At 63.7% G+C, this 14,205-nt stretch carries 9 protein-coding genes; 5 read left to right on the forward strand and 4 right to left on the reverse strand.

All coding sequences use genetic code 11. The features are described 5' to 3' along the window. Positions 1–167: 167 nt before the first annotated feature. The 3 genes from AC1DLO_RS11305 to AC1DLO_RS11315 all read right to left on the reverse strand — a co-directional run bounded on the left by AC1DLO_RS11305 (position 168) and on the right by AC1DLO_RS11315 (position 6,893). Positions 168–1,157 (reverse strand): LacI family DNA-binding transcriptional regulator, encoded by a 990-nt coding sequence (locus AC1DLO_RS11305; protein WP_476889985.1) that lies wholly within the window; start codon positions 1,155–1,157, stop codon positions 168–170. Positions 1,158–1,363: 206 nt separating this feature from the next. Beyond that, complete coding sequence (locus AC1DLO_RS11310) at positions 1,364–5,950, reverse strand: endo-alpha-N-acetylgalactosaminidase family protein (RefSeq protein ID WP_476914475.1); 4,587 nt, start codon at positions 5,948–5,950, stop codon at positions 1,364–1,366. 268 nt (positions 5,951–6,218) lie between these two features. After that, complete coding sequence (locus tag AC1DLO_RS11315) at positions 6,219–6,893, reverse strand: GntR family transcriptional regulator (RefSeq protein ID WP_476889987.1); 675 nt, start codon at positions 6,891–6,893, stop codon at positions 6,219–6,221. A gap of 161 nt (positions 6,894–7,054) precedes the next feature. Here AC1DLO_RS11315 and AC1DLO_RS11320 point away from each other — a divergent pair, with 161 nt between their 5' ends. The 3 genes from AC1DLO_RS11320 to AC1DLO_RS11330 all read left to right on the forward strand — a co-directional run bounded on the left by AC1DLO_RS11320 (position 7,055) and on the right by AC1DLO_RS11330 (position 10,811). Then, positions 7,055–8,041, forward strand: coding sequence for an ornithine cyclodeaminase family protein (locus AC1DLO_RS11320; protein WP_476889988.1), 987 nt, complete (start codon positions 7,055–7,057; stop codon positions 8,039–8,041). Positions 8,042–8,170: 129 nt separating this feature from the next. Further along, positions 8,171–9,631, forward strand: coding sequence for an MFS transporter (locus tag AC1DLO_RS11325; protein ID WP_476889989.1), 1,461 nt, complete (start codon positions 8,171–8,173; stop codon positions 9,629–9,631). Next, positions 9,615–10,811 (forward strand): metal-dependent hydrolase family protein, encoded by a 1,197-nt coding sequence (locus AC1DLO_RS11330; protein ID WP_476889990.1) that lies wholly within the window; start codon positions 9,615–9,617, stop codon positions 10,809–10,811. Before AC1DLO_RS11325 ends, AC1DLO_RS11330 begins: the two co-directional genes overlap by 17 nt. A gap of 60 nt (positions 10,812–10,871) precedes the next feature. Here AC1DLO_RS11330 and AC1DLO_RS11335 read toward each other — a convergent pair whose 3' ends face one another. Further along, positions 10,872–11,495 (reverse strand): PadR family transcriptional regulator, encoded by a 624-nt coding sequence (locus AC1DLO_RS11335; RefSeq protein ID WP_476889991.1) that lies wholly within the window; start codon positions 11,493–11,495, stop codon positions 10,872–10,874. Positions 11,496–11,705: 210 nt separating this feature from the next. On the opposite strand from AC1DLO_RS11335, the gene AC1DLO_RS11340 reads away from it, so the two are divergent. Next, positions 11,706–13,616: an EAL domain-containing protein gene (locus AC1DLO_RS11340; protein WP_476889992.1), complete on the forward strand. Its 1,911-nt coding sequence runs from the start codon at positions 11,706–11,708 to the stop codon at positions 13,614–13,616. Continuing rightward, complete coding sequence (locus AC1DLO_RS11345; protein WP_476889993.1) at positions 13,616–13,903, forward strand: YciI family protein; 288 nt, start codon at positions 13,616–13,618, stop codon at positions 13,901–13,903. Before AC1DLO_RS11340 ends, AC1DLO_RS11345 begins: the two co-directional genes overlap by 1 nt. Positions 13,904–14,205: the final 302 nt, after the last annotated feature.

The raw sequence follows: 14,205 nt of genomic DNA on the forward strand, positions 1-14,205 counted from the left end.
AGCAACCGCTCCGCAAGCTCCTTCTGATCGATGATCTCTCCCGTCACAGGATCGATCATCACCCCTGTCATTGCGGTCGTGGACTCTGACACGGCCGTCTCCTTTCGGATCAGGCCGGACCTCACACACCGTTATTCAGACAGTCCCCTATTTCGCCTCAATCAGCGCTATGTGTCCCTAGCAGCCGCCGTCGTCCCGCGCACGATCAGCCTCGGCGTGACCAGTTCAGGTTCTTGGGGTGTATCAGGGTCCTGCATCTGCCGCAACAAGTGGAAGAACGCGCGCTGTCCCGTCGCCTCGAAGGATTGGCTGACTGTGGTCAACGGTGGCGTCGCGTAGGCGGCCAGCGCTATGTCGTCGATGCCGACCACGGACACGTCTTCCGGCACGCGGCGGCCCAGCTCGGTCATTGCACGCATGAGGCCGAATGCCATCTCGTCACTGGCCACCAGGACGGCCGTGACCTCCGGCTTCTTGGCGAGGATCAGTCCGCTTCGATAGCCGGACTCGGGTGACCAATCGCCGTGCAGTACCGGCGGGACCTCACGGTTGGCCTCCTCCAAGGTGGCACGCCAGCCGGCAACCCTGCTCGCTGCGTCATTCCACTCCTCGGGACCTGCGACGTGCCAGACGGTCCGGTGGCCGAGGTCGAGCAGGTGTTTCGTGGCGATCCGGACTGCGGTGGTCTGGTCGATCGCGACGACGTCGGCCGCCGAAGTGCGCGAGCCATCGAGGGTCACCGTGGGCTTGAGGCGGGTGAGTGCTTCGAGCGAGTCATCGACGTCGAGCAGTGGAACCGCGATGATGAGCCCGTCGACGCCCTGGAGGATGAGCCGGTTGATGGCCTCGCTCACCGCCGAGGTGTCCAGCGTCGCCGTCGTCGCCGTGTTGACGGTATAGCCGGATTGGCGGGCGGCGTGCTCAATGCCCAATGCCAGCGAGGCACGCGAATAGAAACTTGAGGCGAGGGATACCACGCCCACAGTCTTCGACTTGCCCGTGACGAGGGCCCGGGCCGTGTTGTTGCGGTGATAGCCCAGGCTTTCGACGGCGGCCAACACCCGGGCCCGGGTGGCTTCTTGGACATTGGGGTGGCCACTCAACACCCGGGAGACGGTTTGGGCCGAGACGGATGCTGCCGATGCGACATCACGCATCGCTGGCGAGCGCTTCCCATCCGCCATCGTGCCCCGTTTCGTCCGTCTGCCGCTAAGGTCAAGTCCAGTATATGAGCCGTTGTTACCCATAACAGTTTGCTCTTTGGAGCAAGGTCAAGCATCGTCGGACGGCAAAGGGCCGCGGCGGCCGTGGTTTCGATAAAGCTCAACCACCGGCCACCGCGGCCCCTCGAATGCTTAGGCCATTATGGAGTGCAGCCCGAGTCCGAAGGTCGCGGCGACGGGTCGAATCCCGTGGCCACGGCCGAGGAATGACCGAACACCCGCATCTCGGCGGCCGCAGCGAACGGCTGGCCGTTGATGGAGCTGTTCGCTTGGAACTTCACGAACTTCGCTTGGACCGGCGCGAAGGTAATGTTCTGCATCGCCGTCGTGTCGATCAGGTTGCCCGTGGCTGCCTGGGTCCACGTGGTGCCGTCCTCGGAGGTGAAGATCGTGTAGCCCTTCACCTTGCCGTTTTGGCCGCCGCTCTGGCGCCCCTGGTAACCGAAGCCGTTGACGGTGTATTCGGAGTCGAGCTTGAGCTGAACCCAGTGTGGGTAATTGGTGATGGTGGGATCGTACTGTGTGTGCCAGATGCTGCCTGGGTCACCGTCCAGCACGTTGCCCACTGGTCCCTCACCCGTCCCGGACGTCAGGTTCTCCGAATCCGCCGTCGCCGTCATGGACGACGTCGGCACAATCGGCTGGGTGCCCACCCGCAGGTTGGAGTCCGAGTCCACGGTCTTGGTGGCGCAGTTGTTGGAGTACGTCGCCGATGGGTGGATCGAGGTTGCGGTGCCGGCTGCGGCGGCCGGCGTCGTGATGATCCACGTGGTCTTGGCCGTCGCACCTGGCTTCACGGTGCCCGCCAGGTTGCYGTCCTTGGCGGAAACTTGGGCGCTCCAGCCTGCGGGCAGCGTGCCCAACGACATGGCGACATTGGTGGCGTCGCTCGTCTCGTTGTTGGTGAACGTGGTGACGTAGCTGGTTGTGGTGCCCGGGCTGAGGTCCGCATTGGCGGGTCCGGCCACGCTAGCGCAGGCCGCACCCCCGCCGATCGCACCGAGATCGGTGACCGTGAAGTCGTCGAGTACGAAGTCCGCGCCGTTGGCCCCGCCTGTCTTGCGCAGGCCCACCCAGTTGTCACCGCATCCGGCCGTGAACGTCCGGGAGTAGGTGGCGGTGTTCAGGGCAGGGGCCATGGCTTCGTCCTTCAGGTCCCGCGAGGTCACGGTGCCCGAGTCCACAGTGTCGGCGCCGGTCACCCACTGCCACTGACCGGCAACATTCGTTTGGTATGTGAACTGCACCTTGTAGGAGTGGCCTGCCGTGAACGGGACAGTGGCCGGCACCGTCCGGTACACCAAGCCGCTGTTTTCCTCGTGCGACTTCAACGAATTGTTGCCATCCAGGACGTCGTCTACGGCCTGGCCGTTGAGTGCACCGGAGTTGTAGGGGCTGTGGGTGTTTTTCCAGTCTTTCTGCGAGTAGGGGGCGTTGAGGTCGCTGATACTGGTGCGCGGATCGGTGGCACCGCCGGCGTCACCCTTCACGAACGGGCCCCAGCCGGGCTGGTTGCCTTCAAAGTTGGCGCTGGCCACAAGCGTTCCGGGACCTGCCTGCACGCCGGCCACCGGCGTCGTCGTATCCTCCATGATCCGCACATCGTCGAGGGTAACCGCGGCCGATCCGGCCACTGCGCTGATGGATACGTCCACCTTCTGGTTGACGGGGACGGTGAACTGCACGGAGGCGCGCTGCGAATAGGTGCCCTGTTTCGAGTCGGCGGCCACCTGGTTCTTGGCCGGGGTGATGTCGAAGGTATTGGAAACGCTCAGGTCTTTGCCCGAGACGCCCAGCGTGACAGAGCGGCGGCTGCCCGCCGCGATCTCCACATTGGAGCTCAACGTGTACTTCTTGCCCTTCTCCAGCGACTTCACCGATTGGGAAACGGACGACGCCGAGGTCCCCAGCACCGCTACGTTGTCGCCTGTCGCGGTGCGCGAGATCGCCGCTCCGCCGGTTGGGCTCCAAGCGTCGAGATTGCCGGCATTGAAGCCTGGGTCCGTCAGCGGGGTGCCGGCTCCGTAGCTGGCATCCCTGTTGACAGGCTGGTCACCACTGGGGGAGAGCACATAGGGGGTACCTTTGTCGCCGGTCAGGGTGACCTGTCCGTTACTGGCGGTCACATCGGAAACCTTGACCCGGCCTTGATCGGTGAGCTTGTACAGCGTGTAATTTCGCCTGTTGGCGAACTGGCTGGTCAACGTGAAGGTAGTAGTGCCGCCGTCGGCCGTGTAGAAGTACATCTTGTCCGCGGTAGTGGGCGAGGTGGTCTTGCTGTTGTCTGTTGCATCCTGCCACGGCAGGAGGTAGGTGCCGCCCTGCAGGACGACGGCGTCACCCATCGTGATCTGGCGCTGGCCGTTCACCATGTTGATGGCGACCCCGCCGGTCAGCTGGGCTGACTGGCCGAAGTTCCAATGGGTGACGTCGAAGTGCTGGATGAACTTGGTGGGCAAGTTGGACGTGAAGATGTTGTTGTAGAAGGTGTTCCAGTCATCCTGGCCGGTCCAGCCCTCGAATTCCTTGACCTGGGAGCCGCCCAGAAGTGGATCGGTGTTCCAGACGTCGCGTTGGGCGTTGCTGATGAACCGGACGATATTGGAGTTGATCCCTTTGTTGGTGGCGCCACCGTAGTTCTTGTCGTTAGCCCAGTGCGACCAGACGGAGTTGCCCTCGAACTTGTAAGCCCATTCGGAGGCCACCTCGAAGCCCATCTTGTGCAGTTGCGTGGCGAGCTGGTCGGCCAGCCAGCCGCTGGAGTAGTAGGCGTCAATGTAGACCGTCTTGATACCGGGAKCTTCCTTGCGGAGTTGGGCGAAGCGGTCCAAGATGGCGCCCGAGCCCAGGTCCGTGCGCTGGTCAATGTGGTACGACTGGTTCAGCCAGTCCCAGCCGTTGACCTGCCCCGAGATCATGCCATCGCTGAAGCTCTTGGCCTGCGGATAGGCCTCGGTGACGTTCACGTGGACGGCAACGTCGGCGTTGAACTGCGCACCGCCGGTCGTGAGCGCGTTCAGATCGGCAAGGCCTCCGGCGCGTGTGTTGTAGTCCCCGCCGTAGTCCGGGTGGCCAGAGTCGTGGCCCTCACTTGCGTAGCCCTTCTCCAACACCCACTGGCCGAGATCGTCCGTAGACATGGAGATCCGCTTGACGTTGTCGAGGGTTTTCAGGAACGGGTTGGTGGCTTGGGAAGCGAAATTGAACGGAATGTGCTGGACGACACGCTCCGGCACGCGGCTGGCGCCCAGCGGTGCGGTCATAGCGTTCCGAAAAGCGATCGCGCCGTCCTCCCACGTCACCTTCCCATCAGCGTTGGCATCGGCGGAGAGAACCACGGTGGTTTTCGGAAGGGTGTAGAACTGCACGCGGGGATCGGTAGCTCCAGCCGCCGCATACGTGTAGTTGCCCGCAGACAGCTCGGCGCGCTTTGCCCCGTTGCCGGCGTCCTCGATCTGCGACTGCAGCCGCGAGTTCCAGTTGCCGTTGGAGTCCTGGGCGGAATCGTCGGTGGCATTGGTCATGAGACCCGCGGATAGCTGCGAGTTGCTGACGAATCCGTAGGGCGTGCCTACTGGAGAAGCGTCAGTCTTGCTGGCGGCGGCTATGGAGACGAACTGGTCGGCCGTGGTGGTGGAATCGGTGGAGATCTTGGTACGGGCCAGCTGCGATTGTGCATCACCCGAGTCGACCGACACGAGGGACTGGTTCGGAATGGACAGTTGGTCCACTGTCGAAGCGGCGCTGCCGGAGATCTTCGTGACCGCAAATTCCACTGTGTTCTTCGGCGTGACGGTCAGCGAGGACTCGATGGCCAGGTTCGGCAAGTCGGCGAACGTTGAGGTGTATGCGACTGAGTCAGGCGCCGCGGTCGACGTGGTGGTGGCGGCGTGGTTCTTGCCGTTGATGGCGAAGTCCTTCAGCAGGGTTGCCTGGCCGGAGAGATGCTTGCCGTGCAGCGAGTAGGAGATGGCTTGCGGGAATTCCTTGCCCACCTGGACGTCGAGGCCTTTGCCGTTGCTGATGGTCATGGGCGTGGCGGGGTCAGCGGGCGCGGCCGGCGGGACAGGTTGTGGCGTAGTGTCGCCGATGGCCCGCACGCGTAGCTCAGATGCTGACACGTTGTTGCTTCCGTTGATGGCGCTGTCCGCCTCAAACTTCACGTACCGTGCTTTGACCGGAGTGTTGAACAGCACGGTCTGGACCTGGGTGTTGCTGCTTGGCTGGGTGAAGCTGCCTGTGGCCGCGGGGGCACCCCAGTTGCCGGCCGGGTCAGTTGCCACGGCACGGTCGTCGGTGGCGAAGACTTTGAAATCCTTGACCGGGCCGTTGGCCTGGTTCTTGACGGAGTAGTCCAAGGCGGTCAAAGTGAACGATCCGCCCATGTCCCAGGAGATCCAATGTGGCATCGGATCGGCCACGCCCACTCCGTTAACCACCTTGTAGGCGACCGTCCACTGTGAGGAGTAGTCGTTGTCGAAAGCGCCGGCGGCCGTACCGTCCAGCGCGGGTGGTGCCGGGTAAGCCGGTGACTGGGAATCCGTGCCGAGCAGTGTGTACTGGCTCGCGCTCACGGGTGTGCCGCTTGAATCAGGGGCGGCCGTGGCGGCCACCGTTCCCGTTGCCAAGCTGAGGGCCGCGACGAGTGCGGTAGTTACCGTGCAAGTGGTCAGGCGCTGGAACGCGCCGCCGCGTAGTGGGGGAAATAAGGATGGCGGATAGATCATGCGATGTCCTTCGTGCCGGGGAGCATATAGTCCAGAGCGGCTTCAAACCGAGTTGGACCACGCAAATGTTATGGATAACACGAAAGACTATGGCACTGAAGTGATGTGGATTACAAGGGCTTTATAGGTTAAAGATGATTGATTTGTGACCAATTGCATCATCTTTGATCATTTGGCGCTGGAGCCCGACGCCAGCTGCGTGGCGCCGGGCTGCGCTGGCGCTGGAGCCCGACGCCAGCTGCCCGGGTGCCGGCTGAAGGGCGCATGCCTAAGCCCCGAGGCTCTTCTCTACGATGGGCAGGCATTCATTGCGGCTGTGTTCAACGTGCGCGAAGGCGAGGGCTGCGGCGAGCTCGGAATGCCCCTCGGTGATCGCCTGGACGATGGCGCTGTGCTCGTGGTGCTGCACGAGTTGGTCACGGTCTGCGGCGACGTGGAAGAGCCTGCGGACGTGGCCATTCACCGGCGACATGAGCCTTCGGAGGAGGTGGTTGCCGCTGAGTTCGAGGATCTCTTCATGGATTCTTGAGTTGACGTCCGCGATGAGGTGCTCATGGTTGTCCAAGAGGGCGGTCTCGGCGGCACCCAGAAGGACCGTGAGCCGACTTGCGTCGGTGCCGCTCGCGCACGCCTGGGCTGCGAGCCGAGCGCCGAGGACTTCGAGGCTCGCCCTGACGTCGAAAAGTTCGGTGACGGCCTGGACCGTCAGGTGGGTCACGACGGCGCCGCGCCGGGGCAGGCTTTCGATGTAGCCTTCGCTCTCGAGCTGGGGGAGTGCCTCGCGTACGGGCACTCTCGACACCTGGAGTTCGAGCGCTACGTCCCGCTCGCGGATCCGCTGTCCCGGCGGGAATGTCCCGTCGATAATCCGTTCTCGGATCCACTCGTACACGTTGCCGGTGCGTGACGTGGTGATTGCCCCGCTCGTTGCTTCTGCTGTCACGTGATTCCCCTCTGGCCGGGCCTGCTTAGCAAGCAGAACTCCCTTGGCATGCCAATCATCCTCCCGAAGCCGGAAATATTGCAACAAATTCCACCCTCAGCACTATTTGGTATACCAAAAGTGGTCTATGGTGATTAGCACCATACTCGGAAGGAGTCCCCGTGACCCTCATTCTCAGCGCCTCGGACCTCGCCGCCTCGGCGGACATGGGCGCGACCATTCGCGCAATTGAGGCCAGCCTCGCAGACCAGGCGCGCGGCTCGGCCGCCCAGCCTGGACCGCTTTCCATGCAACTTCCCGATACTGACGCGCGGTATCTGGTCATGGCGGCCGCATCGGCCCCGCAAGGCTTAGTCGCGTCAAAGCTGCTCAGTGACATTCCCGATAACGGGAAGGCCGGCCTCCCCAGCCAGCGCTCATCGATCGTCCTGGCCGACCGGGCGACGGGGGAGACCCTCGCGCTGCTCGACGGCCGCGTGCCAACCCGGATTCGCACGGCTGCGATGACGGCGGTCGCTTCGCGGCACCTCGCACGGCCCGAGAGTAGCATCCTCGGCCTCGTCGGGGCCGGCGCCCTCGCGGTGGCGCACGTCGAAGCTATGAGGTCCGTTCTCCCCATCGACACAGTTGTCGTGTGGTCGCGTACCGCCGGGACCGTGGATGCGTTCCGGCGGGAGGTGGAGCACTACGGCATCGAGGTGGTCCGGGCGGCGACCGTGCGCGACGTCATGGATGCGAGCGATGTCGTCTGCACCCTCACCCCCTCGGAGTCGCCGGTTGTCCTCGGGCGTTGGTTCCGGGATGGGCAGCACATCAATGCGGTTGGAGCGCGTCCCCGGCCCGATCATCGAGAGCTCGACGCCGAAGCGATGTCACGGTCGCGAGTCGTCGTGGACAACCTGGACACCGCGCTGGCCAAGTCTGGGGACCTGCTCCTGGCGATGGGCGAGGGAGCGCTGTCCGCCGTCGACGTCGCGGGAGAGCTGGGCCAGGTGATCGTAGGCTCGATCGCGGGGAGGGAGGATCCGAGCCAAGTGACCCTCTTCAACTCCGTGGGCATAGGGCTGCTGGATCTGGCTATCGGGAGGCTCCTCTACGACGCGGCGCTTGAGCGTGGCCTTGGCATGTGGGTTGATCTCTCCGCCTGAGCCCCAAAAGACATTTGGCATGCCAAAATGAGGAAAATCTCCAAAACATGGTGACATGACTCACTTTAAGTGCAATTGTGTATACCAAACCTCCTCAAGAACCACTTCCTCTTACAGAAAGGCATAGTGATGGCATCTACGCGATCACTCCCCGAGCGGATGGACGGCATGCGGGTCGGCAGGCCTCACGTCCAGCTCGCTTTTATCGGAGGCCTCGGGCTTCTCTTTGACGGCATGGACGGTTCACTGGTCTCCTACGTCATGCCGATCATCAAACCGCTCTGGCACATGGATGGAGTCCAGGCCGGACTGATCGGAAGTTCACTCCTCATCGGCATCTTTATCGGCTCGATCGCCGCAGGAGTGCTCGGTGACCGAATCGGCCGCCGACAGGTCATGATGTACGCTCTCGCGCTCTACGCGGCGGCGACAATTTTTGCAGCCTTCTCACCGAACTGGGAGATCTTCTTCATTCTGCGGGTCATCGCCGGCATCGGCATCGGCGCAGAATCAGCCATCATCCCGACGTTTATTGCGGAGTTCATTCCCAAATACCGCCGCGGCTTCTTCGTTGGCGCCGTGGCTGGGTTCTTCGCACTTGGCTACGTGAGCGCCGCCCTGATCGGCACCACGGTGGTCGCGGGGCTCCCGGAGGGCTGGCGGATCGGTCAGCTCATCACGGCCGCGCCTGTCGTGATGCTGCTCTGGTGGCGGCGGGTGCTGCCCGAGTCCCCGCGGTGGCTGCTGACCCGCGGCCGGGAAGCTGAAGCGGAAGACGTGGTGCGCGGCCTCGAGGAAGGGCGCCTCGTCCGCGCATGGAGCGGGCTTAAGGCCGCTACCCGAATCGCGGCACCGAAAGCCCCGCCCCTGTTCCAGCACGCAGATCTCTGGCGGCACGGGAACGCCCGCCGTACCGCGGTGATCTGGCTGCTCTGGCTTGCCGTTACCTTTTCCTTCTATGGCTTCTTTGTCTGGATTCCCTCGCTCCTGGTGGCCAAGGGAATGACGATCACCGGCAGCTTCACCTACTCCCTCATCATCACCGTCGCGCAGATCCCGGGCTACTACAGCGCGGCGTTCCTCAACGAGCGGCTTAGCCGACGCGTCACAATCGCGCTCTACCTGGTTGGGGGCGCGGGCGCAGCCTTCCTTCTCTCCCAGGCCTCGACCGAGGGCGCTGTCCTCCTCACGGGCTCGCTGCTTTCGTTCTTCATGAACGGCTGCTATGCCGGCCTCTACGCCTACACGCCCGAGGTTTACGGGACCAAGCTGCGGGCAACGGGCATGGGGAGTGCCTCCGCGTTCGGGCGGATCGGCGGCATCACCGCCCCGATCCTGGTCGGGGCGGCCTTCCCGGTACTGGGCTTCGGGGGCGTGTTCACGATGATCATGGCTGTCCTGGGCGGTGCCGCGCTTGTTGTTCTCGTCTTCGGGGTTTCGACGAGCGGCCGTTCCCTCGAAGAGATCGACGCCGATTCTGCCGGTGAAACGGAGGGCGCAGCGCCCGACGGCGGCAGCCCGGCCACCATCGCAGGTATGCCCGGCGCGGTGCGAACCGGAGAGGAAAGCGGCCGTGGCAGTTCGCGCTGACCCCGGGCGTTCCCGCCCCACCGCCGTCGTCCTCCGGAGGGCGCAGGTCCTGGACGTCGCGAGTGGGGAGCTTAGCGCCCCGCGGACCATTGTCGCGCGGGACGGCGTTGTCGCCGAGATCTCAGACTCGACCCGCACAGTGGCTGATGCAGTCGAAATTGACGTGGAAGGCCAGACGGTGCTCCCAGGCCTCATCGATGCGCACGCCCACGTCACCCAAGGGTCCGGGGACTTCAACGAAATCCTGTCCTGGTCTCCGCAGTACCACGCGGCCCGCACGTCCTGGGTGATGCACGAAATGCTCCTTCGCGGCTTCACCCTGGTCCGGGACATGGGTGGAGCGGACACGGGCTTGTCCCGTGCTGTCGACGAGCGGCTCGTGACAGGCCCCCGGCTCAAGGCCGGTGGCCCGATCTTCGCCCCTACCGGTGGGCACGTCCTCACGAAAGTCTGCGACGGTGAAGTGGAACTTCGCAGGGCCCTCCGGGCGGAGTTCCGTGATGGTGCCGACCACGCGAAGCTCACTCTCTCGGGCGGAGTCGTGTCCAAGATGCGCCTTGAAGCCCTCGGCTTCTCAGACGCGGAGGTCCTTGCCGCCGTCGACGAGGCCCGCCTCGCGCACCGGTACATAGCCGCGCACGTATACACGGCCGAGGCAGTCTCGCGGGCGTTGCGTCTCGGTGTACGCACGATCGAGCACGGCAACCTCCTCGACGACGAGTGCACCGCGCTGTTCCTTGAGCGGGACGCGTTTTACGTCCCGACGCTCGTCACATACTGGGCGATCATCTCCGGGGCGGCAGGCCATGGCCTCGCCGCCTCCAAGAGGGCGGCGGTGGAGGACATCTTCGAGCGCGGCCTCGAATCCCTCGCGAAGGCTTCGGCCGCAGGGGTTCGAATCGGATACGGAACGGATCTCCACGGTGAGGGGCTACGGTTCCAGCTCGAGGAATTCCGATTGCGCACGCGAGTGCAGGAGCCTCTCGATGTTCTCCGCTCGGCTACCCTGGTCGGGGCAGAGATCGTTGGGGAAGTGGGCCGCGCCGGCATCGTGGCCGAAGGTGCGTACGCCGATTTGATCGTCGTCGAGGGAGATCCGCTCGCGGACATCGGCGTCCTAGCCGACGGACGCTCCCTTCGGCTCATTCTCGCCGATGGCGACCCCGTGCGCCCTGGGTAGACCATGGCGGCGGCGGCTAGCGACGAGTGAGGGAGGAGTCCCACCTCGGAAGGGTCGGTACTAATCCGCGAGGATGTGGTAGAGCGCGCGCCGTGTTTCGTCGATCTTTTCAATCGCTGCGGTGCGCTGTTCCTCGGTTGCGGCGAAGCGGAATTGGTGGATAACTCCCATGAGCTTTGCCACGCTCTGGTGAAATGCGGGCCCCGATCCTTCTTGATCGATGTTCCACGCATTTTCCAGGTCCTCGGCGTGCTCGGCTACGTAGGCTTTCCCGGCGTCGGTGAGAGTGAACTCAGTGCGGCGGCCTTCCCCGACGGGTGTAATGAGCTCTTCGTCAACGAGTTGCTGCAGCGTCGGATAGACGGAACCCGGGCTGGGGCGCCAGGATCCGGACGTCTTCTCGGCGATCGTCTTGATCAGCCCGTATCCGTTGGACGGTGATTCGGCGAGCAAGGAGAGGATCGCGAAGCGAACATCACCCTTGTTTGCGCGACGGGGTCCGCCTGGACCAAAACCCGGTCCAAAGCCCGGCCCGAACCCCGGTCCGAAACCGCGGCCCGGCCCAAAACCGCGGCCCGGCCCGAATCCGCCATGTCCGTGGGGTCCGCGACGGCTCCGGCCGCGTCCGAAGCGTTCCATATCCGGACCGCAATCTGTGTGCTTGTTGTCGTGAATGCCTTTCATAACGGCATCGTCCTTCCAGTGTTGTGTGTTGCCCTGATGGGCTCGCAGCGTGTTCTGCGATAGTTAACGATATATCGGTGAGTGTCGTTAAGCAAGGATGGAACGAGGGGTTCATGTCTGGGTGGTAAGAAGAAGGACGTGTGTTCTGACGGCGGTAGCAGTGTGCCTTCCCTTTTTCGTCCGCTCCCGTCCTGTTTAGGGGACCTGGGCGTGGAGGCTCTCGTCGTACCAGGTACCGCCCCGGCCACAGAAATTGATGCCATGTTCCGGGGCGACCTCAGCCTCAGGGCCGTCGTGATCGAACAAAGCGGCTCGTTCGCGTTGCTGACCCGCGACCAACTGGAGTTCATGCTGACCGGCCGACTCGGCTACGGACGGGCATTAAACACGAGAACGACGGCTTCGGAGCTCCTGCCTTCCGCGGGCTCGGCCATGGCGGCCGATGTGGATCTCCAGTCCGCGGCACAAGCCGTTCTGGAAAGACCTGAGTGCCAGCGGTACCAGGACCTGTTGGTCTTGAGTGCCGCCGGTCCGCGGATCGTTACGGTATCCGAGATCTTTGCCGCCGTTTCCGCGCAATTCCGCCACGCTTCACTGCACGATCCGTTGACCGGGTTGCCCAATCGGCGGATGCTCGAAGAGCACGGCCCCGACATCAGTGCCGGGCCGCCCGGCGTCGGACCGCTTGGCTCATTGGTGCGCCTCGGTGGTGACGAGTTCGCCGTCCTTCTTATCGACGTCGACGAGGACACCGCCCGCGGGATCGCGGCCGGAATCCTGGGCAGCCACGAGGAGCCCATCGAATATGACCCCGGCGAGCGGCGCGTTGGACGGATCGGCCCTCGCCAAGAACCGGCACCGTTCGCGCGGCAGGCGCACATCCGGCGTCGGCTGTCTTCGGCCGTCGACGACTCGGCCCTGACTCTCCAGTACCAACCTGTTCTGGACCTGGCGACGGGAGAGGGCGCCGGCGTCGAAGCGCTCTTGCGCTGGGACGATCGGGAAATCGGTCCGGTGGCCCCGGATGAATTCATCCCCGTCGCTGAACACACGGGCGAGATCCACAGGATCGGGGCATGGGTCCTGGACCAGGCCTGCGCCCAGTCCCGCTCCTGGATCGACGCCGGGACACCCCGGAAGATCGCGGTGAACGTCTCTCCAGTCCAGTTCGCCGCCGGAACCCTTCCATCCGACATTCGGGCCGCCATGAACCGCCACGGTGTCCCTGCCCGGATGTTGGAGGTTGAGATCACAGAAGGCACAGAGATAGTGGACGTCCCCTCCGCGGCATCGCAGTTGCAGGAACTGATCGACATGGGCCTTGGTGTTGCCTTGGACGACTACGGAAGCGCCTATTCGTCGCTGGCAATGCTCCGGGTCCTGCCGCTGACCACGCTAAAAATCGACAAAGCGTTCATCAGGGACATCGATATTGAGCCGCACACTGCGACTATTGTCCAAGGGCTGATCCAAACCCTCAACGCCATGGGGGTCCGGGTCACAGCCGAAGGAGTGGAACGCCAGGAGCAGTTGGATATCTTGCACGATCTCGGCTGTGACACAGCCCAAGGCTATTTGATCTCGCGGCCGATGGCTCCTGAGGAATTGGACGACACTGAACGATATGGAGGACAGCTAATGAACGAACAACTTACAACAATCGAGGTCCAAGAGTTCTTGCCGTATCCGCCGGCGAAGGTGTGGCGGACACTGACCGAGCCCAAGTTGCTTGCCCGCTGGTTGATGGAGAACGACTTCCAAGCGATCGTCGGGCACCAATTCCAGATGCGCGGCATTCCCGTCCCGGCCGTCGGTTTTAGCGGCCTGGTGGCCAGCGAAGTCCTTGAAGTGGACGCCGGGAAGCGGCTGCGTATTTCGTGGCGGGACGCGAACTCCGGCAATAGCCTCAAGAGCACCGTGACGTGGTCAGTCTCCCCGGAAGGCGCGGGCACACGGCTGTCGCTTGTCCACGACGGGTTCGATCCCAACGAACCGACCCACGTCGCATCGCACCGCATCATGAGTAGCGGATGGCGAAACCAGGTGCTCCCGCGGCTCGCTCAGACCCTGGCTGAACTGGGCAGCGCTGAACCCGATAGCGCCGAACCCGAAGGCAAATAATGCAGTTCGTCGTTTTCTACCGCTCGGAACCGTCGGCCCTTGCCGAACTCCAAGCCGTCTATCCCCGTCACGCCGCATACTTTCAAGCCTTCGCCGCGGAGGGCGGCCTGATCGGTATCGGGACCTTCGACAATCCCGCCGTGAACGGTTCGATGGGTATCTTCACCAGCAGGGAGAGGGCGGAGCAGTTCATCGCGGGGGATCCCTTCGTTCTTGAAGGACTGGCAGTTCCCAGCGAGATCCGGGAATGGAACGCGGTAACGTTCGGTCCGCAGGATGCCGCCTGAACACTCGGTGAGTGTCCAGGCGGCATCCGCAGCGCTTCACCGGCAAGCCTCCATGACCGGTTGCGGCTCAGGCTCGACTGCCCATGCGGCCTGGTGTAGGGCAGTCGCCAGCCAACCCCGCAAGCGGGCCAGCCGAACACGGCTGGCCCGCCAAGCGGGTCCTGCCCGGCGTGCTGATACAACAGTGGGCGCCCCCGGCAACGCGCTGCGGCTGTCATTGTTCACGATGTTGATGACTGCGCAAGCCATCATCAACGAAAATTCCATGGTCATCTTCTCTTCATCTTTAACGTCGTGCGCTG

The sequence above is a fragment of the Arthrobacter sp. 01T419 genome, assembly GCF_056398865.1.